This window comes from Antribacter soli, from assembly GCF_021568775.1.
GTDB lineage: Bacteria > Actinomycetota > Actinomycetes > Actinomycetales > Cellulomonadaceae > Antribacter > Antribacter soli.
This window is the reverse complement of record NZ_JAKGSG010000025.1, coordinates 118,351-139,682: the sequence shown is the minus strand read 5'-3', so window position 1 is coordinate 139,682 and position 21,332 is coordinate 118,351. Positions and strand designations below refer to the sequence as shown.

21 protein-coding genes and 1 pseudogene are annotated in these 21,332 nt (G+C 71.0%); 17 read left to right on the top strand and 5 right to left on the bottom strand.

Annotation, left to right across the window (positions count from 1 at the left end; genetic code table 11):
* Positions 1–66: 66 nt before the first annotated feature.
* Positions 67–1,137 carry a LacI family DNA-binding transcriptional regulator gene (locus tag L1785_RS08090; RefSeq protein WP_236088702.1) on the bottom strand — a complete coding sequence of 357 codons (1,071 nt, stop codon included), beginning with the start codon at positions 1,135–1,137 and terminating at the stop codon, positions 67–69.
* Between the two features lie 116 nt (positions 1,138–1,253).
* Between L1785_RS08090 and L1785_RS08085 the strand changes: the two genes are divergently transcribed.
* The 5 genes from L1785_RS08085 (at position 1,254) to L1785_RS08065 (ending at position 5,787) form a co-directional block, all read left to right on the top strand.
* A complete protein-coding gene (locus L1785_RS08085; protein ID WP_372461846.1) occupies positions 1,254–2,345 on the top strand; it encodes a substrate-binding domain-containing protein in 1,092 nt (363 codons plus the stop codon).
* A 79-nt stretch (positions 2,346–2,424) separates the two neighbouring features.
* On the top strand, positions 2,425–3,441 hold the full coding sequence (locus tag L1785_RS08080) for an ABC transporter permease (protein WP_236088952.1): 1,017 nt from the start codon (positions 2,425–2,427) through the stop codon (positions 3,439–3,441).
* Positions 3,438–4,244, top strand: a complete 807-nt coding sequence (locus tag L1785_RS08075) for an ATP-binding cassette domain-containing protein (RefSeq protein WP_236088701.1) — start codon at positions 3,438–3,440, stop codon at positions 4,242–4,244. Before L1785_RS08080 ends, L1785_RS08075 begins: the two co-directional genes overlap by 4 nt.
* A 70-nt stretch (positions 4,245–4,314) precedes the next feature.
* Complete coding sequence (locus L1785_RS08070; protein WP_236088700.1) at positions 4,315–5,238, top strand: carbohydrate kinase family protein; 924 nt, start codon at positions 4,315–4,317, stop codon at positions 5,236–5,238.
* Positions 5,239–5,358: 120 nt separating this feature from the next.
* On the top strand, positions 5,359–5,787 hold the full coding sequence (locus L1785_RS08065) for a hypothetical protein (RefSeq protein WP_236088699.1): 429 nt from the start codon (positions 5,359–5,361) through the stop codon (positions 5,785–5,787).
* A gap of 112 nt (positions 5,788–5,899) precedes the next feature.
* Here the strand turns inward: L1785_RS08065 and L1785_RS08060 are convergent.
* Positions 5,900–6,903 (bottom strand): annotated as a pseudogene (locus L1785_RS08060) (IS481 family transposase).
* A 122-nt stretch (positions 6,904–7,025) separates the two neighbouring features.
* The gene (locus L1785_RS08055; protein WP_236088698.1) at positions 7,026–8,303 is read right to left on the bottom strand and encodes an NAD(P)/FAD-dependent oxidoreductase; all 1,278 of its coding nucleotides are present in this window, start codon (positions 8,301–8,303) and stop codon (positions 7,026–7,028) included.
* A gap of 177 nt (positions 8,304–8,480) precedes the next feature.
* Here L1785_RS08055 and L1785_RS08050 point away from each other — a divergent pair, with 177 nt between their 5' ends.
* From L1785_RS08050 to L1785_RS08030, 5 genes are all read left to right on the top strand, one after another.
* Positions 8,481–9,161 (top strand): haloacid dehalogenase type II, encoded by a 681-nt coding sequence (locus L1785_RS08050; RefSeq protein ID WP_236088697.1) that lies wholly within the window; start codon positions 8,481–8,483, stop codon positions 9,159–9,161.
* 73 nt (positions 9,162–9,234) lie between these two features.
* Positions 9,235–9,900, top strand: a complete 666-nt coding sequence (locus tag L1785_RS08045) for a GntR family transcriptional regulator (RefSeq protein ID WP_236088696.1) — start codon at positions 9,235–9,237, stop codon at positions 9,898–9,900.
* Positions 9,901–10,017: 117 nt separating this feature from the next.
* Complete coding sequence (locus L1785_RS08040) at positions 10,018–10,494, top strand: RidA family protein (RefSeq protein WP_236088695.1); 477 nt, start codon at positions 10,018–10,020, stop codon at positions 10,492–10,494.
* An 81-nt stretch (positions 10,495–10,575) separates the two neighbouring features.
* Positions 10,576–11,682 carry an alanine racemase gene (locus L1785_RS08035; RefSeq protein ID WP_236088694.1) on the top strand — a complete coding sequence of 369 codons (1,107 nt, stop codon included), beginning with the start codon at positions 10,576–10,578 and terminating at the stop codon, positions 11,680–11,682.
* Positions 11,683–11,737: 55 nt separating this feature from the next.
* Entirely contained in the window at positions 11,738–12,472 is a 735-nt protein-coding gene (locus L1785_RS08030) for an SDR family NAD(P)-dependent oxidoreductase (RefSeq protein WP_236088693.1), read from the top strand.
* Between the two features lie 84 nt (positions 12,473–12,556).
* Here the strand turns inward: L1785_RS08030 and L1785_RS08025 are convergent, their stop codons facing one another.
* Entirely contained in the window at positions 12,557–13,990 is a 1,434-nt protein-coding gene (locus L1785_RS08025) for a GH1 family beta-glucosidase (RefSeq protein ID WP_236088692.1), read from the bottom strand.
* 16 nt (positions 13,991–14,006) lie between these two features.
* The gene (locus L1785_RS08020) at positions 14,007–14,513 is read right to left on the bottom strand and encodes a DUF6194 family protein (RefSeq protein ID WP_236088691.1); all 507 of its coding nucleotides are present in this window, start codon (positions 14,511–14,513) and stop codon (positions 14,007–14,009) included.
* Positions 14,514–14,555: 42 nt separating this feature from the next.
* Here L1785_RS08020 and L1785_RS08015 point away from each other — a divergent pair, with 42 nt between their 5' ends.
* From L1785_RS08015 to L1785_RS07985, 7 genes are all read left to right on the top strand, one after another.
* Entirely contained in the window at positions 14,556–15,308 is a 753-nt protein-coding gene (locus L1785_RS08015) for a MerR family transcriptional regulator (protein WP_236088690.1), read from the top strand.
* Between the two features lie 142 nt (positions 15,309–15,450).
* The gene (locus L1785_RS08010; protein ID WP_236088689.1) at positions 15,451–16,299 is read left to right on the top strand and encodes a nitrilase-related carbon-nitrogen hydrolase; all 849 of its coding nucleotides are present in this window, start codon (positions 15,451–15,453) and stop codon (positions 16,297–16,299) included.
* A gap of 25 nt (positions 16,300–16,324) precedes the next feature.
* On the top strand, positions 16,325–17,749 hold the full coding sequence (hydA, locus tag L1785_RS08005; RefSeq protein ID WP_236088688.1) for a dihydropyrimidinase: 1,425 nt from the start codon (positions 16,325–16,327) through the stop codon (positions 17,747–17,749).
* Between the two features lie 24 nt (positions 17,750–17,773).
* Positions 17,774–18,781, top strand: a complete 1,008-nt coding sequence (locus tag L1785_RS08000; RefSeq protein ID WP_236088687.1) for a TIGR03842 family LLM class F420-dependent oxidoreductase — start codon at positions 17,774–17,776, stop codon at positions 18,779–18,781.
* Positions 18,778–19,677, top strand: coding sequence for an ABC transporter permease (locus L1785_RS07995; RefSeq protein ID WP_236088686.1), 900 nt, complete (start codon positions 18,778–18,780; stop codon positions 19,675–19,677). The genes L1785_RS08000 and L1785_RS07995 overlap by 4 nt, the downstream gene beginning before the upstream one ends.
* Positions 19,674–20,516: an ABC transporter ATP-binding protein gene (locus L1785_RS07990; RefSeq protein WP_372461831.1), complete on the top strand. Its 843-nt coding sequence runs from the start codon at positions 19,674–19,676 to the stop codon at positions 20,514–20,516. Before L1785_RS07995 ends, L1785_RS07990 begins: the two co-directional genes overlap by 4 nt.
* Entirely contained in the window at positions 20,513–21,292 is a 780-nt protein-coding gene (locus L1785_RS07985; RefSeq protein WP_236088685.1) for an ABC transporter permease, read from the top strand. The genes L1785_RS07990 and L1785_RS07985 overlap by 4 nt, the downstream gene beginning before the upstream one ends.
* Positions 21,293–21,332 lie beyond the last annotated feature (40 nt).

Sequence of the window (21,332 nt, the reverse complement as noted above, 5' to 3'; positions counted from 1 at the left end):
CCGAGAGCCCCGGCCTTCTCGCTGTCCCATCGGCCGTCTCGTGCCGGTCCGGACCGGTCGCACGACTCACCTGGTCCTGTGGAGAGCCGCCGGGCCCGGGATCTCGCCCGACCCGCGGACGACGAGCCGCGTGGGCACGACCACGTGCCGTGGGGCGCTGGTGTCGCCGTCGAGGCGTGCGAACAGGCGCTCCGCGGCGAGCCGGCCGATGCGGTCGGCGTCCTGCGAGATCGTCGTGATCGCGGGCTTGATGAGGTCGCCGGTCTCGACGTCGTCGAACCCGACGAGTGCGACCTCGTGCTCCAGGCCGAGCTGCTGCAGGGCGCGGATCGTCCCGATCGTGATCAGGTTCTGGCTCGAGAAGATGGCCGTCGGCGGGTCGGGCAGCGTGAGCAGCCTGCGGGCGACGGCCGTCGCGGTCGCGTCGTCGTGCAGGCCGAGCACGATCAGGGCCGGGTCGACCTCGATCCCGGCAGCGGTGAGCCCGCGGACATACCCGTCGCGCCGCAGGCTCGCCGTCTTGATCCGCTCGAGGTCGCCGAGGAAGGCGATCCGCCGGTGCCCGTACGACACCAGGTGGCGCACGGCGTCGCGCGCCCCCTCGACGTTCGAGGTGACCACGCTGTCCGTCTCGATGCCGTGCGGCTCGCGGTCGAGGCACACCAGCGGCGTCCCGCGGTCGGTGTGCACGCGCAGGTACGACTGGTCGTCGCGCACCGGCGTGACGATGAACCCGTCGACCCGGCGCTGGGCGAGCGCCGTCACGGCCCTCAGCTCGGCGCCGGGGTCGTCCTCGAGGCTTGCCGCGAAGACCGCGTAGCCGCGCTCGGTCGCGACGCGCTCGATCGCGCGGTGCACCTGTGCCGCGAACGGGTTGGCGACGCTGGAGACGAGGAGGCCGAGCGTGCGGGACCGGCCGTCGGCACGCCGCAGGTTGCCGGCGTGGAGATCCGGCTCGTAGAAGAGCTCCGCGGCGGCGCGGCGCACGCGCTCCGCGGTCGCGGCGGAGACGTTGGGCTCTCCGTTGACGACGCGCGAGACCGTCTTGATCCCGACGCCGGCGAGGCGCGCGACATCGCGCATCGTCGGCCGACGCCGCGTGGCCGACGGCGAGGAATCGCCTGACACCGATGTCACGAGATGGTCACTCCTTGCCTTCGTTGGCTTGACCCTACCCGGAGAGTCAGGTAGACAGTGACGTGACAACGTTGTCGGGCGCAAGCCCCCCACGGAGGAGTTCGACGGTGAACCTTGTGAACAGCAACCGAGCCTCGCTGCGGCGAGGTGTGGCACTGACCGGCGTGATGGCCCTCGGGGCGCTCAGCCTCACCGCCTGCGGCAACGATTCCGGCGGGGGCGGCGGCGATGGCGATGGCGACGCTGTCGGCGTCTCGCTGATCGTCAAGACGACGACCAACCCGTTCTTCGTCGCGATGCAGGAAGGCGCCGAGGCGGCCGCTGCGGAGCACGGCGTCGAGCTCACCATGGCCGCCGGCAAGGCCGACGGCGACGAGGACACGCAGATCCAGGCGATCGAGAACGCGATCGCCCGCGGTGACGCCGGCATCCTCATCACGCCGAACGGCCCGTCCGTCGTGGATGCCATCGCCAAGGCGCGCGACGCGGGCCTCTACGTCATCGCCCTCGACACGCCGCCGGACCCGGCCGACGCCGTGGACATCACGTTCGCGACCGACAACCGCGAGGCCGGCCAGCTCATCGGTGAGTGGACGGCCGCCCAGCTCGACGGCGAGAAGGCCACCATCGCGCTGCTCGACCTCTTCGACGACAAGGTCGTCTCGGTCGACTACAACCGCGACCAGGGCTTCCTCGAGGGTATGGGGATCGACGTGGCCGACCCCGAGGTCAACGGTGACGAGGAGTCGACCGGCACGTACAGCGGCGGCGACTACGAGATCGTCGGCAACGAGGCGAGCCAGGGCGCCGAGGACGGCGGGCGCACCGCCATGGAGAACCTGCTCACCAAGAACCCGGACATCAACGTCGTCTACACGATCAACGAGCCTGCGGCCTATGGCGCCTACCAGGCCCTCCAGGCGGCCGGCAAGGAGGGCGACGTCCTGCTCGTCTCCGTCGACGGAGGCTGCGCGGGCGTCGACAACGTCAAGCAGGGCGTGATCGGCGCCACGAGCCAGCAGTACCCGGTGAAGATGGCCGAGCTGGGCGTCGAGGCGATCGCCGAGCTCGCCACGACGGGCACCAAGCCCGACACCACCGAGGGTCTCGACTTCTTCAACACCGGTGTCGCGCTCGTCACGGACACCCCCGTCGACGGCGTCGAGTCCATCGACTCGGCCGCCGCGTCCGAGATCTGCTGGGGCTGACGACGGAGCGCCGCGTCGCCTCCGGGCGGCGCGGCGCCGCGTCCCGCCGCACGACCAAGGAGTTCCTGTGAGCACATCCATGCTGCCGGCCCACGACCCGGCCCTCGAGTTTCTCGACCACCGCACCCCGATCGACCGCGCGCGCGGCCTCCTGCACCGCTACCCGGCCCTGAGCCCGGCGATCGTGCTCGTGGTGTCGGTCATCGTCTTCGGCTTCCTCAACGACCGGTTCTGGGCGCCCGGGAACCTGTCCCTGATCACGCAGCAGGTCGCCGTGGTGGGCACGCTCGCCGTCGCCCAGACGCTGGTGATCCTCACTGCGGGCATCGACCTGTCGGTCGGCTCGGCCATGGTCCTGGCCTCGATGGTCATCGCCCAGGTCACGAGCGCCGCCGGCGTCCCGGCCGTGCCGGCGCTGATGATCGGGCTGGTCGTGGGCCTCGCCACGGGCGGGCTCAACGGCCTGCTGGTGACCCGGCTCAAGCTGCCGCCCTTCATCGCCACCCTGGGCACGCTCAACATCTTCCTGGCCATCACGCTGCTGTACTCGCGGGGCGCCACCGTCCGCGGGGCCGAGATGCCTTCACTGATGACCTGGACGGGGACCACCTTCCCGGTGTTCGGCGTCCGGATCTCCACGGGTGTGCTCCTCATGCTCGGGGCCTACCTCCTGGTCGCCCTCGTGCTCTCCCGCACCGCCTGGGGTACGCACGTCTACGCGGTCGGTGACGACAAGGACGCGGCGCGGCTCTCGGGCATCAGCGTCAACCGAGTTCTGCTGAGCGTGTACCTGTCCGCGGGGGCGATCCTCGCACTGGCCGCCTGGATCCAGATCGGGCGCTCCAACGCGGCGAGCCCCAACGTCGGGGTCGACCTGAACCTCGACTCGATCACCGCCGTCGTCATCGGTGGCACCAGCCTGTTCGGCGGCCGCGGCACGGTGTGGGGAACCCTGCTCGGCGCGCTGATCGTCGGCGTGTTCCGCAACGGGCTGTCGCTCGCCGGCCTCGACGTGCTGTACCAGACCCTTGCCGTGGGCGTCCTCGTGATCATCGCGGTCTCGCTCGACCAGTGGATCAGGAAGGTGCGCAAGTGACCACCATCGACGCCACCACGCAGACCGACCGCCCCGGCGGTCCGGCCACGACCCCCATCCTCGAGGCGCACGGTCTCGTCAAGACCTTCGGTCGCGTCGTCGGCCTCGACGGCGTGGACCTGGAGCTCTACCGGGGCGAGGTCCTCGCGATCATCGGCGACAACGGCGCCGGGAAGTCGACGCTGATCAAGTGCCTGACCGGGGCCGAGATCCCCGACCGGGGCGGGATCCTCCTCGACGGCAAGCCGGTGCACTTCAAGCGTCCGCAGGACGCGCGGACCGCGGGGATCGAGACCGTCTACCAGACGCTGGCCGTCGCTCCGTCGCTCGACGTCGCCTCGAACCTGTTCCTCGGCCGCGAGGTGCGGCGCAAGGGCGTGCTCGGCTCGGTGTTCCGCATGACCGACCGGGCGGGCATGCGCGAACGGGCCCGCCGCGAGCTGCGCGAGCTCGGCATCTCGACCCTGCAGGACGTGACGGTCCCGGTCGAGAACCTGTCCGGTGGCCAGCGTCAGGCGGTCGCCGTCGCGCGGGCCGCGGCGTTCGGCTCGAAGGTCGTCGTCCTCGACGAGCCGACGGCGGCGCTCGGCGTCCGCGAGTCGGGCCAGGTGCTCGAGCTCGTGCGGACCCTGCGGGACAAGGGCGTGCCGGTGATCATCATCAGCCACAACATGCCGCAGGTCTTCGAGGTCGCCGACCGGATCCACATCCAGCGGCTTGGCAAGCGCGTGGCGACGATCACGCCGAAGTCGCACACCATGACCGAGGCCGTGGCGATCATGACCGGCGCCGCCGAGGCCTGACCGCCCCGGCCTGCGCGGGGGCGCCCGGACTACCGGGCGCCCCTCCGCGCCGACGCTGAAGGAGAAAGCTGTGCACGCGTACCAGGACGGCCGGGTCCTCGTCGTCGGCGAGGCGCTCACCGACGTCGTCACGACGGCTGACGGGACGCACCGCGAGCACCCGGGCGGCAGCCCCGCGAACGTCGCGGTGACGCTGGGCCGGATCGGCCATCGACCGCGGTTCGCCACCTCGATCGGCCGGGACGATCGTGGTCGCCGCATCCACGAGTGGCTCACGGAGTCCGGCGTCGAGCTGGTGCCCGGCAGCGAGGGCAGCGGGGCGACCTCCGTGGCGGCCTCCCGCCTCGGCCCCGACGGCGCCGCCACCTACGAGTTCGCCCTGAGCTGGGCGCCGAGCCTGCCCCGGGCAGGGGTCGCGAGCATCGTCCACGTGGGAAGCATCTCGACCTTGCTCGAGCCGGGTGCGGGCGACGTGCTGCGGCTCGTCGAGGAGGCACGCGCGACGGCGATCGTCACGTACGACCCCAACCTGCGGCCGTCGATCTGCCCGGACCGACCCGCGGTCCGGCGCCGGGTGGAGCGACTCGTCCAGCTCGCCGACGTCGTCAAGGTGTCGGACGAAGACCTGGCCTGGCTGTATCCCGGGGACAGCTTCGGCGCGGTGCTCGGTCGCTGGTCCGACGCCGGGCCCGCCATCGTCGTCGGTACGCGAGGCGCTCGGGGCGCGGTGCTCCTGGCGCCGGGCGTCGAGCTCGACGTGCCGGGGCGCACCGTGCAGGTCGTGGACACCATCGGGGCGGGCGACGCGTTCATGGGCGGGCTGATCCATGGTCTGCTGGCCGCGGACCTCGACGGCGCAGACCGCCGGACCCTCCTGAGAACGGTTCCGGTGCCGACTCTGGAGGAGATCGTGTCCTTCGCCCGCGACATCGCGGCGGCCACGGTCGAACGGCCTGGCGCCAATCCTCCGTGGTTCTCCCAGGGCACCGCCTGAGGGGTGGGTGAACTCGCTGCCCTGGATGGACAGCCACGCCCGACCGGCTCACGCTGCTGAGGGGGGCGGGCGCTGCTACCCACCCGGCCGACGGCGTCGGCCACCGAGAGAGGGACAAGGATGTCCAGAACCAGACGCGTCACCGGGCGCCTGCTCGCCGTGGTCGCCGGGACGGCCGCGCTGTCCGTCGCCCTCGCCGGCACGGCGTCGGCCTTCCACTGTTACAAGGAGGACTGGAACGACGCCGCGTACGCGCACCTCGGTCAGGGCGGCACGGCGTGGCTGCCGCTCAGCGACCTCGGCGAGCTCTTGATCGCCGAAGAGCTCGGCCTGCCCCAGTGTGCGTTCGTGGCCGACGGCGTCGTCGCCGACTTCATGACCGCCAAGGGGCTCACCGAGGAGCCGCTGATCCACAGCCGGGCGGTCGCCGGGGGCGGCGCTGCGCACCAGGGCAAGGACGTCCCTCCGTTCAACTACCTGACGGACGCCGACTTCGTGCTGCTCGAATCCCTGCTCGGGCCGGCCATCGAGGAGTGTCTCTCCGCCTGACCGGGGCTCCGACGATGGGGCCGGCCCCCGCGCCGGTCAGGGCGCGGGGGCCGCTGCTGTATCGCCCCGTGGGCGCCGGTCCGGGCAGAGCGGCGGCCCCAGGAGAGACGGCCTAACTGTGATGTCCAGGGAGGTTGGTCAGTCGGCTGATGGGTGGCTGGTTGCCGATCGCGGTGTGGAGCCTGTGGTGATTGTAGAAGTGCAGCCATCCGGGCAGGGCCGCTCTGCGTTCGGTCTCTGAGGTGTAGAAGCGGGCGTAGGCCCAGCCCTCGCCGAGGGTTCGGTGGAAACGCTCGATCTTGCCGTTGGTCTGCGTGCGGTAGGGGCGGGTCTTCTTCACGGTGATCCCGAGCCGCGCGCAGGCCTGTGACCAGGCGTGGGACTTGTAGGCCGACCCGTTGTCGGACAGCACTCGCTCCACGCTGACGCCGTGCTCGGCGAACCATGCCACCGCACGCTCGAGCACCCCGATGGCGGTGGCGGCCTTCTCGTCGGCGCAGATCTCGACGAAGGCGAGGCGGGAGTGGACGTCGATGACGGTGTGCACGAACGCGGTACCGATCGCCGGGCGATACTGCCTGCCGCGTCGTCCGGTGCGGCGTGCGGTCGCCTCTCGGTTGCGCTTGCCCTCCTGCTTGCCGACGTAGCGCCACCCGCCGCCGTCGGGGATGTTGCCGAACTTGGTCACGTCCACGTGGATCAACGAGCCGGGGTGGTCGTGCTCGTAGCGGCGCAACGGCTCACCGGTGACCCGGTCGATACGCCACAGCCGGTTGATCCGGCAGCGCACGAGCACCGCGTGCACCGTGGAGGCCGGCATGCCGAGGCGTCCGGCGATCTGCACCGGGCCCAGGCGGTGGCGCCAGCGCAGGGCCACGATCGCCCTGACCAGGTGCTGCGGGGTCCGGGTCGGGCTGTGGTGCGGGCGCGGCGCGAGCTGCGGTCGACCATGCCCGCGGCGCCCTCGGCCCGGTACCGGTCGGCCCACTTCTTGGCGGTCCGCGGCGAGACCATGAACATCTTCGCCGCGGCGGCATACGTCCAGCCGGAATCAACGACCAGACGCGCCAACCTCAGACGCGAACGCGGGGTCAGCAGGGCATTAGCGTGTGACACGAAGGCCTCCGGTGGTGAAAGTGGTTCCTCGACAGCTCCACTCCACAACCGGAGGCCTTCGTCACCCGGTAACCCGAGCCCGTGTCGTCACGAACCCGGAACAACCTCCCTGGACATCACACCTAGCTCACGCGGTCCTTGAGCTTGTAGTAGGCGCCGGCGACGGGCAGGAACCAGGGCGGACCGAAGTGTCCAGGGATGCGACGGAACTCGACGTCGCGCCAGATGTTCGCCTCGGGAACTCCGGACATGTGCTCGGCCATCTGGCGCCCCATATAGGTGGCCATCTGGACTCCGTGGCCGGCGTACCCCATGGAGTAGTAGACGCCGTCACGCTCGCCGGCATGCACCAGACGGTCGATGCTCATGTCGACCAGGCCTCCCCAGCAGTAGTCGATCCTGGCGTCGGACAGCTGCGGGAAGGTGTGGACCATGGCGTCGCGGAGGAGCCTGCCGCTCTTCTCGTCCGACTGCGGACTGGACATCGCGAACCGTGCTCGGCCGCCGAAGAGCAGGCGGTTGTCGGGCGTGATCCGGAAGTAGTTGAGGAGGTTCTTTGAGTCCGAGGCCACTCTTCGCGTGGGCAGAAGGTCATCACACACACGTGCGCCGAGCGGCTCGGTGGCGATGATGAAGCTGCCGACCGGGGCGATGCGGACCTGGTGCCAGCCGAACGGCCTGCGCGTGTATGCGCCTGTTGCCAGGAGCACCTGGTCGGCCTGCATCCGGCCGCGAGGGGTCTGGAGCTCGTGGCCTGAGCCCAGCTTGGTCAGCTTCAGCACCGGCGCCCTCTCGTGGATCGTCACGCCGGCACGCTCCGCCGCTACGCCGAGCCCCCGGATGTACTTGCCAACGTGGAGGGCGGCGCTCCTCGAATCGACCATCGCGCCGTGGAAGGCGTCCGATCCGATCTCGCGACGCAGCTCGTCCTTGGGGACGAGCTGCGTCTCCGCGTCCAGACGGGTGTTCAACAGCTCGGCGGTCTTCTCGAATCCCTGGTAGTGCGCCGCCTTCGACGCCAGGATCAGCTTGCCGGGGCGCGTGAAGTCGCAGTCGATGCCCTCCTCGGTGACGAGCCTCTCGATCAGGTCGATCGCTTGGCCGTAGGCGCGGTACAACGGCGCGGCCTTGTCGAAGCCCATCTTGGCCACCGCGTCCCTGATGCCGATCGACATGCCGGTGGTTGCCATGCCGCCGTTGCGACCGGAGGCGCCGAACCCCACGGTGTGCTGCTCGAACAGGTCCACCTTCGCCCCGCGTCGAGCGAGATGGAGCGCTGCCACGACGCCGGTCAGGCCACCGCCGACGACGGCCACGTCGGTGCGCCCTTCCACAGTGGTTGTCGACCGCTCGGGGGGACCCTCGGGCGCGGAGTCGAGCCAGTAGGACGTGACCTTCATTCGTACTCCTCACATGGGCTCAGGGCCGGCGACGGCCGCCGAGGCACGGGGCAGACGGCGCCTGCGGGGGAGTCGCGGCCTGGCCCAGAAGTTGTTGACAGTCGACCACGATACACATATGGTCGACAATCGACCAGGGCGGCTCCAGACCGCTCGGCCCTGAAACCAGGAGGACTCGTGGTATTCGATGTCAATCCCAAGTTCGTGACGTTCGACATGAACGGAACGCTGATCCAGTTCCGTATCAACGACGCCATCCGCCAGGTCTTGGGCGACCGGCTGCCGGCGGAGGTGGCCGCCGAGTTCCTGCAGGCCTGCAAGGCGTACCGGATCGACGAGTGCATGGGCGAGTGGAAGTCGTTCGAGCAGATCGTCGGCCGTTCCGTGGAGCGCGCCATGCACAGGTTCGGCCTGCAGTACAGCGAGGGTGACGCGCGCGCGGTGTACGACCACGTCCCCACCTGGGGCCCGTACCCAGGTGTCACCGAGGCGCTGAAGCGCCTGGCAGAGGCGTACCCGCTGGTGATCGTGACGAACAGCGACGACGCGCACGCGTCGCGCCTGGTGGAGAATCTCCAGGCCCCGTTCGATGTGGTGATCACCGCCGAGCAGATGGGTGTCTACAAGCCCCGGCTCCGTGCGTTCGAGTACATGCTGGACAAGCTCGGCGTGGCCCCCGACGAGATCGTGCACGTCTCCGCGAGCCCGATGTACGACCTCCGCCCTGCGGCGGTCATGGGCATCGAGCACAAGGTGTACGTGGACCGGGGCTTCGAGAACGACGAGTCGTGGCTCGGGTACGAGCGGATCACCGACATCGCCGACCTGCCCGTTCTCCTGGGCCTTCCGCGTCCTTGACGGTCAACCTGGTTTGAGCCGAGGTAGCTCGTCGTCCGGTATGGTCGACAAACGACCAGGAGAGGCGGCGGGGATGGACCTCAAGCTCGGTGGGCTGGCACGGACGACGACCCCGGACGGTGTGTACCGGGTGCTGCGGGCAGCCATCCTCGATGGCACCGTCCCTCCCGGTGGACAGCTGCGCGAGAGGGACATCGCCGAGGACCTCGGGATCAGTCGGTCGCCCCTCCGCGAGGCACTGACCAGGCTCGAGGAGGAGGGCCTGATCGTGAGGATCCCCTTCCGCGGGGCGTTCGTGATGGAGGTGAGCGCTCAGGATGTCGCTGAGATCGCCTCGATCCGGTTGCTCGTCGAGCCGTACGCCGCGGAGCTGGCCCTCGAAGCGCTGCGCGGTCCCGAGCGGCCCAGGTTGACTCGGACGATCGAGGAGCTTCATCGGGCGACGGAACAGAACGACATCCCGGCCAGTATCGATGCGCACCTTCAGTTCCACAGGCTCTTCTACGAGTTCTCGGGCCACGGTGTTCTCCGCGGCCTCTGGGCAGGTTGGGAAGCCAAGCTGCGCCTGTACCTGACGGTCGACCACCGCTCCTACAACAACCTTCACGACCTCGCTGTCGAGCACGAGAGACTGGCCGCGGTCGCCCTGGAGGGCGACATCGATGTGTTCCGGCGGGAGCTGGCACAGCACTTCCAGTCAGCGCTGCGAGCCGGCACCGAGGACGCCGGGCCCGCCTGAGCGCAGGGCGCGTCAGCGCCCCGAAGGGGCGTCCCACGAAGCGTGTTGACAGTCGACCACGGTGGCGTATGGTCGACAATCGACAATCGATAGTGACCCGGCAGGAGACGAGAGCAGATGACCACCATCCAGGCCACGTCTGGTTCGGCCGTGGAGCGACTCAAGGCTCTCGGTCTTGACCTTCCCGCCGTCGGGAAGAGCTCGACGTACGTGAACCACCGGACGGTTGACTCCAGCGTGTATGTGGCGGGTCAGCTGCCCTACAAGGACGGCCGGCTTCTGGGCCAGGGCGTCCTGGGTCGGGAGGTCGACCTCGAGACCGGCCGCGGGCTGGCGCGTCACGCCGCGCTCAACGCGCTCGCTGTTGCCGCGGAAGCGGTTGGCGGCCTGGACCGGGTCAGGATCGTGCAGATGCTGGTCTTCGTGGCCAGCACGGCCGAGTTCGGTCACCAGTCGAGAGTCGCCGACGCGGCCAGCGAGCTGCTCGTCGACGTGCTCGGCGAGAACGGACGGCACGCTCGCACTGCCATCGGCGTCGCCAGCTTGCCGCTGAACAGCCCGGTCGAGATCCAGATGGTCTGCACGGCGGTGTAGGACCAGCCGACATGCGCGACCGGCCTCTCAGTGGGGGGTCGCACCGTGCCGTTCAACCGCCAGCTTTTCGAGGAGTGCAGCATGCACCGGCTTCAACGAGTACTCAACCGCCTGGTCGAGCGGGTGGACACCCCCACGCCGATCGTGCTGGCCGACGTCATGCAGCGAAACATCGACCGCATGCAAGGCTTCGCCGTCGAGCACGGTCTGGACCTGCGGCCTCACGTCAAGACGCACAAGTGCGTCGAGGTCGGTCGCCGCCAGCTCGAGGCGGGGGCGGTCGGGATCACCGCCGGCAACGTCGGTGAGGCGGAGGTCTTTGCCCAGGCCGGGTTCGAGGACATCTTCCTCGCCTACCCGGTCTGGCCGTCGGGTACCAAGGGCGACCGGATCCGCCGTCTGGCGCAGACCGCCCGGATGCGCGTGGGGGTGGACAACCTTGCCGCGATCGAGGCCCTCGCCGCAGCGATGAGGCAGGAGCCGGACCGGCTCCAGGTGATGGTGGAGGTCGACTGTGGCGCCCGCCGGTCCGGAGCCCCGCCCGAGGCCGCGGGTGACCTCGCACGTGCGGCCCGCAAGCGCGGGCTGGTGCCGGTTGGGGTCTACACCTATCCGGGGCATGGCAGCTCTGGTCCCGGTTCCCGTGAGCCGGCGGCGCAGGACCAGCAGGCCGCGCTGACCGCCGCTGTGCGCAGCTTCGGCGACGTCGGCATCACCGCCGAGGTGGTCAGCGCGGGCTCGACGCCGACGGTCGCGTTCTCGACCAGCAGCGTGATCACCGAGATCCGTGCCGGCGAGTACGTCTTCGGCGACCTGAACAACACCCGGCTCGGCGCGTGCGAGGAGGACCAGATCGCCCTGTTCGTCGCCGCCACCGTGGTCAGCGACCGGGTCCCCGGTCAGGTGATCCTCGACGTCGGCACCAAGGCCCTGGGCCGCGAAGGCGACCCCGAACGAGGGTACGGCGGCATCGCCGGGAAGAAGGCGGTCCTCGCGAAGCTCAACGAGTACCACGGGTTTGCGGCAGTACCGGGCGGCGAAGCGCGTCCGAGCGTCGGCGCGGTGGTCCCGGTGGTGCCCAATCACGTCTGCCCGGTCGTGAACAGCTTCGAGGAGCTGGTCGTGACCGACACCGAAGGCACGATGCTGGAGCGCTGGCCGGTCGCCGCCCGTGGACTCCTCAGCTGACTGCCCACGAAGCATGCCCCATGTATCCACTCCCAACCCACCAGGAGAAGCTGAGATGAGACTTGAGAAGGTCACCGCACTCGTGACCGGCGCCAACAGCGGGATCGGACAGGCGGTGACCTCCCACTTCCGCCGCGAGGGCGCTCGCCTGCTCCTCACCGGTCGCAGGGATCAGCTCGACACCGCGGAGCCGGACGATCTGTACGTCGCCGGGGACCTCAACGACGAGGCGTTCGTGCGCAGTCTCGCCGCGCGAGCCGCCGAGACCTACGGGACCGTCGACGTGGTCGTCCTCAACCACGGTCTGCAGGTGAGCAGCCCGCTCATGGAGATGGACTACCAGGACGCCGAGAACGTGCTCCGCAGCAACCTGCTCAGCGCGTTCCTGGTGATGAAGCACTTCGCCCCGCTGATGCCCCCCGCAGGGGGATCGTTCGTCTGCGTCGGCTCACGGCTCGGCATGGTCGGCATGCCTGGGGAAGTGCTCTACTCCGCGGCCAAGGGCGGTCTGATCATGCTTGCCAAGGGCGCGGCGATCGAGTGGGCACCGCGCAACATCCGGGTCAACGTCGTCGCTCCCGGCCTGACCGCCACCCCGGTCGTCGAATCATCCTTCCAGCGCAGGTCCGACCCCGACGCGTACCGACGCGAGCGCGAGTCCCAGATCCCGCTCCGACGCCTCGCCTCGCCCGAGGAAGTGGCAGACGCCGTCCTCTTCCTCGCCTCGTCGGAGTCGTCCTACGTCACCGGAGCGGTCCTCCCCGTCGACGGCGGGTACACCGCGCTCTAGCTCTCTCCCAGATCTGTGAGCGGGCTCGCGGGCAACGGGCTTCCGCCGCGCGGGCGCGTGATCGCGCCGGCGGGGCGGGCCGGTTCAGGCGTGGTCCTTCCCAGCGTCCCGCGTGGCGCCCCGGACGGCGCGGGCGAGGTCGCGGTACCAGTACCAGGAGTCCTTGCGCGTGCGCTCCAGCGTGGCGTAGTCGACGTGCACGAGTCCGAAGCGTTCCCCGTAGCCGGCCGCCCACTCGAAGTTGTCGAACGCCGACCAGCAGTAGTACCCGGTGACGTCGACGCCCGCCTCGACGGCGTCGGCCACCGCGCCGAGGTGCCGGCGCAGGAAGTCGACGCGCGGCTCGTCGTGCACCCCGCCGTCGGGATCGACGACGTCGTGGAACGACGCGCCGTTCTCGGTGACGATCACCGGAGGCAGTGCGGGATAGCGGTCGCGCAGCTCGAGGAGGATCGCGGTCAGCGCCCCGGGCACGACCGACCAGCCGAAGTCGGTGGCCTCGGGCGCGCCGTACGGCACGGGCGAGAACGGCATCCCGTCCGGCACGTCCACCTCCAGCACCCCTGAGTAGTCCTTGCCTGCGCGCGGCGCCTCGACGCGGGTGGGCTCGTAGTAGTTGACGCCGTAGAAGTCGAGCGGCGCGGAGATGACACGCAGGTCCTCGTCGAGTTGCTCGTCCGAGCAGGGCAGCAGGCCGCGCAGCTCGTCGCTCGGGTAGCGACCTCGCAGGATCGGGTCCGAGAACATCCAGTTGGTGAGCTCCGAGAAGAGGTACGCCGCCTCGACGTCGGCGGGATCGTCCGACGCCGGTTCGACCGGGAAGTGCTGGGCGGCGATCCCGACGCGGCCGGCGTCGTGCGACCGCAGGGCCTGGACGGCGAGGCCGTGGGCGAGCAGCTGGTGGTGGGCGGACGGCAGCGCGCCGAGCCCGAGGCCGCGGCCGGGCGCATGGTCGGTCAGGGCGTAGCCGTAGAGCGTGTGCACGTTCATCTCGTTGAGCGTGATCCAGTCGCGCACGCGGTCGCCCAGGCGCCGCGCGACGACGTCGGCATACTCCGCGAACGCGTACGCGACGTCGCGTCCCATCCACCCGCCGGCGTCCTCGAGCGGCTGGGGCAGGTCCCAGTGGTAGAGCGTCGGCACGGGCCGGACACCGCGGGCGAGGAGCCCGTCGACGACGCGGTCGTAGAAGTCGAGCCCCGCTCCGTTGGCCGTCCCGCGACCGGCCGGGACGACGCGCGGCCAGGCGATCGAGAAGCGGTAGTCGCTCACGCCGAGCTCGGCGACGTGGTCGAGGTCCTCCTCGAGGCGGTGGTAGTGGTCGATGGCAACCTCGCCCGTGCCGCTGTCGCGCACCGTGCCGGGGCGCCGGACGAACGTGTCCCAGATGCTCGTGCCCCGGCCGTCCTCGCGGGCGGCTCCCTCGATCTGGTAGGCCGACGTCGAGACGCCGAGCCGGAAGCCGGCAGGCAGCCGCGAGGCGGTCTCGGCCGGTGCTGCGTGCGCGTGCCGTCTCACGGGCGGCCTCCATCGGTCATGGGCTGGTCCCGTCGCCGGGCTGGTCAGGTGACGTGAAGTATGCCCCGCCTCGCCGCTCGAACCGCGCGCGGGCGGCGTCGTGCGCGGCGCGGAGCAGCGCCACCACCAGGCCCTCGGACTCCTCGCCGGGGTTGACGACGGCAACCCAGCCGAGCGCGCCGTACACCGGGTGCGGCAGCAAGACGTCGGCGGCCGCGAAGTTCCGAGGGCGGTGCGGGCCGCGGGGTTCTTCGCCGGTCAGCTCGCGGAAGGTGGCACGGTCGACGTGGACGTTCACGCGCCAGCGGCCCGGAGGGTCGAGGTCGGAGGCCGTGTCGTCCGGGTAGTCCTTGGTGACGATCGTCGCGTAGGGCTGGACGTGCTGCGGCATCCGCCCGTCGGGGGCGTAGTAGAAGAACGCATCCCCCCACGCGATCTCGGGGGAGTCGCCGCCCGGCCCCGGGACGAACACGAGCGCGCCGTCGAAGCCGCGGACGGTCGCGATGATCTGCTCCATACTCATGGTTCAAGCATCACCTTCAAGTGCGTCTGTGGGGTTGAGGCGATGGACGGTCAGGCGAGCAGCCGCCGAGGGCCGCTGCGGTCGATCGATGTGGCACGGGAGTCGGGGTACTCGGTGCAACAGGTCCGGGACCTGGAACGCCTGCGGGTCATCCCGCCGGCCACCCGCTCGGCCAAGGGCTACCGGCGCTTCGCGGCGATCCATGTGCAGGCCCTTCGTGGTTACCGGGGGCTCGCGCAGGCGACGGGGCCCGTCGTCGCGCGCCGCGTGCTCGCCGAGCTGCGATCGGGGACGATCGCGCAAGCCGCCGCCGCGATCAGCGAGGTGCACGCAGGTCTCGGCCGCGAACGGGCGCAGGCGCTGCGGGCTCAGGAGGCGTTGCGGGCCATCGAGGCCGAAGCGACCGCGTCCGACGGCGGGCGCGCCGGTGACGCGATGACGATCACCGAGCTCGCGGCCGCGCTCGGCGTGCGCCCGTCGACCCTGCGGTACTGGGAGCAGGAGGGGCTCGTGAACCCGGAGCGGGTGACGTCGCTGCGGGCCCGTCGGTACGGACCCGCGACGATCGGCGAGGCGCGCATCGTCGCCGCCCTCCGCGGCAGCGGCTACGGCATCCCCGCCGTCCGCGAGATCACCGCAACCCTCCACCGGCTCGAAGGCGTCGAGGAGACCCGCCGCATCCTGGACCGGCGTCTCGACCAGATCGGCGCGCGGACCGTCGCGCTGCTCCGGGCCGGCGCGGACCTTGCAGCAGTCGTCGAGGCCGTCCAGGAGCCGACCACGGCCACGGCCTGAGGCGCTCTCCCGACCCCGTCTGAACTCCTGTGCCAGCCGGGCGGCCTCCCGGAACACTTGTCACACTGTAGTAACGAGCAGGGTGTGCCAGGCGAAACCGACGCCCACTTGGCTGGGGTCCTGCCGAGGCGAAGGGCTTGGAATGACTACGGTGCGAGTTGCTTTCACGCAAGCCAGATGGACCGGGGACAAGGAGTCCATGCTTGCCCTGCACGAAGGCTGGGCCCGCGAGGCCGCGAGCCGGGGCGCGCAGGTCATCGCGTTCCAGGAGCTCTTCTACGGGCCGTATTTCGGAATCACCCAGGATCCGGCCTACTACCGGTACGCCGAGCCGATCCCGGGCCCCACGACGGAGCGGTTCGCGGCGCTCGCGGCGGAGCTCGGGCTCGTGATGGTGCTGCCGGTCTACGAGGAGGACCAGCCGGGCGTCCTGTACAACTCGGCAGTGGTGATCGACGCCGACGGCACGATGCTCGGCACCTACCGCAAGCACCACCTGCCGAACCTCCCGAAGTTCTGGGAGAAGTTCTACTTCCGCCCTGGCAACCTCGGCTTTCCCGTGTTCGACACGGCTGTCGGGAAGATCGGCGTCTACATCTGCTACGACCGGCACTTCCCCGAGGGCTGGCGCGCGCTCGCGCTGAACGGCGCCGAGATCATCTTCAACCCGAACGCCACGGCGCCGGGCATCTCGAACCGGCTGTGGGAGCTGGAGCAGCCGGCGGCGGCGGTCGCGAACGGCGTGTTCATCGTGGCGAGCAACCGCGTGGGCACCGAGGACAACGAGTACGGCACCGAGGCGGTCCCGTTCTACGGGTCGTCGTACGCCGTCGGCCCGGACGGGAACTACGTGGGTGAGATCGCCTCGTCCACGCAGGACGAGCTGGTGGTCCGCGACCTCGACCTGGGCCTGGTCCGCGAGGTGCGCGAGCGGTGGCAGTTCTTCCGCGACCGCCGCCCCGACGCCTACGACGCGCTCACCGCGCCCTGATCCGGCGCAACCCTAGGAGAGTCTCATGCCTGACCTCATCATCTCCGGCGGCACCGTCGTCAACGCCACCGGGACCGCCGAGGCCGACGTCGTGATCGACGGCGAGAAGATCGTCGCCCTGCTCGCTCCCGGCGTGGCCGGGTCCGTCGGGCTGGTCGCGGACAGGACCATCGATGCGAGCGGCAAGTACGTGGTGCCGGGCGGCGTGGACGCGCACACGCACATGGAGCTGCCGTTCGGCGGCACGGCGGCGAGCGACACGTTCGAGACCGGCACGATCGCGGCGGCCCACGGCGGCACCACGACGATCGTCGACTTCGCGGTCCAGCGGTACGGCGAACGCGTGCAGGACGGCCTGGAGGCGTGGCACAAGCGCGCGGACGGGAACTGCGCGATCGACTACGCGTTCCACCAGATCATCGGCGGCGTCGACGCCGACTCGCTGGCCGCCATGCGCAGTCTCGTGGACGAGGGCATCACGAGCTACAAGCTGTTCATGGCCTACCCCGGGGTGTTCTACGCGGACGACGCCCAGATCCTCAAGGCGATGCAGGTCGCCCGTGACGAGGGCCTGCTCACGATGATGCATGCCGAGAACGGCCCGGCCATCGACGTGCTCGCCGAACAGCTCGTCGCCCAGGGCAAGACCGACCCGTACTTCCACGGGGTCGCGCGCGCCTGGCAGCTCGAGGAGGAGGCGACGCACCGGGCGATCATGCTCGCGGACCTCACCGGAGCGCCCCTCTACGTGGTCCACGTGTCCGCGAAGCAGGCCGTGGCGCAGATCGCCACGGCGCGCGACGCGGGCAAGAACGTGTTCGGCGAGACCTGCCCCCAGTACCTCTACCTCTCCCTGGAGGAGCAGCTCGGCGCGTCCAGCGAGGAGTACGGCGCCTTCGAGGGCGCCAAGTGGGTGTGCTCCACGCCGCTGCGAGCGCGTGCGGAGGGGCACCAGGACGCCATGTGGCAGGCGCTGCGCACCAACGACCTGCAGGTGGTCTCCACCGACCACTGCCCGTTCTGCATGAAGGACCAGAAGGAGCTGGGCCGCGGAGACTTCCGGGCGATCCCGAACGGGATCGGCACGGTGGAGCACCGCATGGACCTGCTGTACCAGGGCGTGGTGACCGGTCGGCTGAGCCTGGAGCGCTGGGTGGAGCTCACCTCGGTGACACCGGCGCGCATGTTCGGCATGTACGGCAGCAAGGGCGTCATCCAGCCCGGGGCCGACGCCGACGTCGTGGTCTACGACCCCGCCGGCCACACCTCGATCGGCGCGGCGACCCACCACATGAACATGGACCACTCCGCCTGGGAGGGTTTCGAGATCGACGGGCACGTCGACGTCGTCCTCTCCCGCGGGCAGGTTGTCGTGGACGACGGCGTCTTCCACGGCAGGGCCGGCTACGGCCGGTTCGTGAAGCGCGGGCTCAGCCAGTACCTGGTCTGACCCGCCGGACGAAGGAGTGGAGCGATGGACTTCGGGATCGTGCTGCAGAACGACCCGCCGGCGTCGGACGTCGTGCGGCTGGCGGTGGCCGCGGAGGAGGCGGGGTTCGACTACGTCTGGACCTTCGACTCGCACCTGCTGTGGCAGGAGCCGTTCGTGATCTATCCGGCGATCCTCGCGGCGACGCAGCGAGTGATGGTCGGACCCATGGTGACCAACCCGGCCACGCGGGACTGGACGGTCATCGCCTCGATGTTCGCCACGCTCAACGAGACCTACGGCAACCGCACCATCTGCGGCATCGGGCGCGGTGACTCCGCCGTCCGGACGCTGAGCGGGAAGCCCGCGAACCTCGAGACGCTCCGTGAGGCGATCGGCGTCATCCGGGAGCTGGCGAGCTCCCGCGAGGCGCTGGTGAACGGCCACACCGTGCGGTTCCCCTGGGCGCACAGCTCCCGGCTGGACGTGTGGGTCGCCGCATACGGCCCCAAGGCACTCGCCCTGACCGGCGAGGTGGGCGACGGGTACATCCTCCAGCTCGCCGACCCGGACATCGCCGCGTGGATGATCGCCGCCGTACGAAAGGCGGCGGCCGCGGCAGGCCGCGACCCCGAGGCCCTGAAGTTCTGCGTGGCCGCCCCCGCCTACGTGGGCGAGGACCGCGAGCACATGCGCGACCAGGTGCGCTGGTTCGGCGGCATGGTCGGCAACCACATCGCCGACATCGTGGCCCGGTACGGCGAAGGCTCCGCCGTCCCGAAGTCGCTGACGGACTACATCAAGGGCCGCGAGGGCTACGACTACGCGGAGCACGGGCGCGCGGGCAACACGCACACGAGCTTCGTGCCCGACGACGTCGTGGAGCGGTTCTGCCTCGTCGGCACCCCGGACGAGCACGTCGCCCGGCTCAAGGAGCTCGAGGCGCTGGGCTGCGACCAGTTCGCCGTCTACCTGCAGCACGACGCGAAGGAGGAGACCCTGCGCGCCTACGGCGAGCAGGTCATGCCCGCCTTGCGCGGGGCCGCCGGGTGAGCCGCCCGACGTCGCGGGCCCTGCCACGGGGTGTGCCGGCCGGGCTCGCGGGCGTCCTCGCCCTGGCGGCAGCCTGGGAGGCGTACAAGGCCCTCCTGCCCGACGACGGCTGGGTGCTCGGGGACACCCGGATCCTCCCGCGCACCACCGACGTGGCGATGCCGCACCTGTGGGACATGGTGGCGCGCGCGGCCGAGCCGCTGACGTCCGCCGCCGACGCGGAACCGCTCTGGCTGGCGACCCTGCGGGGCGCGGGCTCGACGCTGGGGGTCGCCGCGGTCGGGTGGCTGACCGGCGTGACCGTCGGGCTGCTCGTGGCCGTGCTCATGGCCCGGTTCCTGCCCGCTCGGGCGGGTCTGCTGCCCTGGGTGGTGCTGAGCCAGACCGTGCCTCTCATCGCGATCGCGCCCCTGGTCAAGCGGTGGGGCTCCCGGCTCGAGATCGGGGCGCTGGACTGGCAGGACTGGATGTCGGTCGCCGTCATCGCGTCCTACCTGGCGTTCTTCCCGGTCGCCGTGGGGGCGCTGCGGGGGTTCACCTCCCCGGACCACGCCTCGACGGACGTGCACCTGGAGCTGTTCCGGGCGTACGGCGTCGGCTGGTGGGCGACGTTCTGGCGGCTGCGCGTGCCGGCGTCGGTCCCGTTCCTGCTGCCCGCCCTGCGGCTGGCCGCCGCGAACGCCGTGGTGGGCACGGTCGTGGCGGAGGTGTCCACGGGACTGCGCGGCGGGCTGGGCCGGATGATCGTCGAGTTCGGGGCGTCGGCCAGTGCCGACCCGGCCAAGCAGTGGTCGCCCATCGCGGGCGCCGCGCTGGTCGGCCTGGCGGCGACGGGGGTCGTGGCCCTGCTGGGCGCCGGGCTGCGCCGGTACCAGACCGGGGAGGAAGCACGGTGAGCGCGGTGGTCGCCACCGGCGTCGGCCGGGTGTTCGGGCCGGCCGGGGGAGCAGGCGGCACGGTCGCCCTGTCCGACGTCGACCTCACCGTCGCGGCGGGCGAGCTCGTGTCGCTGATCGGGCCGTCGGGGTGCGGCAAGTCGACCCTGCTGCGGCTCGTCGCGGACCTGGACACGCCGACGTCGGGCAGCCTGACCGTGTTCGGCAAGACGCCCGCGCGGGCCCGCGCGGACCAGGACTACGGCATCGCGTTCCAGCAGGCCGGCCTGCTGCCCTGGCGGTCGGTGCAGGCCAACGTGGAGCTGCCGCTGCAGCTCCACGGGGCGTCGCGCGCCGAGCGTGCGGCCCGGGCGGCCGAGCTGCTCGCGCTCGTCGGGCTGACCGACTTCGCCGGCCACCGCCCGGACCAGCTCTCCGGCGGGATGCAGCAGCGCGTCGCGATCGCGCGGGCCCTGGCCCGCTGGCCGCGGCTGCTGCTCATGGACGAGCCGTTCGGCGCCCTGGACGAGATGACGCGCGAACGCCTGCAGGACGAGCTGCTCAAGATCCGGGCGGAGACCGGTGCCGCCGTGGTGTTCGTGACCCACTCGATCCCGGAGGCGGTGTACCTGTCCGACCGGGTGGTCGTGATGACGCCCCGGCCCGGTCGCGTGGTCGCGGACCTGGAGATCGCGCTCGGCTCCCCGGCGGAGCGGGCCGCGCGCGGCATCGCGCTGCGCGAGGACCCGGCGTTCTTCGAACGGGTGTCGACAGTGCGCGAGGCGCTGCACGCCGGCGAGGCCGGCCTGCCGGCGCGGGACCGGGGTGCCGCCGGCGCGCCGGACCGGGCGGGCCGGTGAGCCGGGTGCGCGAGGGCGCGCTCGCGGTCGGCGCGCCGGCCGTCGTCGGCGTCGCGGCCGTCGTGCTGTGGCAGGCCACCGTGACCGGCCTGGGCATCGCGGCCTACGTGGTGCCGGCGCCTGCGGACATCGCGACCGAGCTCGCCGCGAACCTGCAGGTCGTCGCCACCGCGGCCTTCGGCACGGCCCGGAACGCGGCGCTCGGGCTCCTGGTCGGGACCGTCGCCGCGCTCGTGGCCGCAGGGGTGTCGGCGGCGTGGCGCCTCGCCGCTGACGCGGCGAATCCCCTGGTCACGGCGACGGCCGTGGTACCGATCGTGTGCCTGGCCCCGGTCTTCTACACGATGTTCGGCACGGATGCGCAGACAGCGCGGGTGGTCGTCGCCGCGATCGCCGTCTTCGTGCCCGTGTACGTGAACACGCTGCGCGGCCTGCGCACGGTCGCGCCCGTCCACCGTGACCTGCTGCGCGCCCACGCCGCCACGCCCTGGCAGGCCACCCGGCACGTCACCCTCCCCGGAGCGCTGCCGTTCTTCTTCACGGGGTTGCGGGTCGCGTCCTCGCTCGCCGTCATCTCGGCGCTCGTCGCCGAGTACTTCGGCGGACCTGTCGACGGCCTGGGCAAGGCGATCACGTCCGCCGTCGCCTCCAGCCGGTACGCCCTCGCCTGGGCGTACGTCGTCGGCGCGGTCGTGACGGGACTCGTCTTCTACGCCGTGACCACCCTTCTCGAAAGGCTGCCCGACGCCGGAGGGTCACCTTCCGCGCGGAGGTGACACGTCCGGCGCCGGGCACCCCAGAGAAGCCCCCGAACGA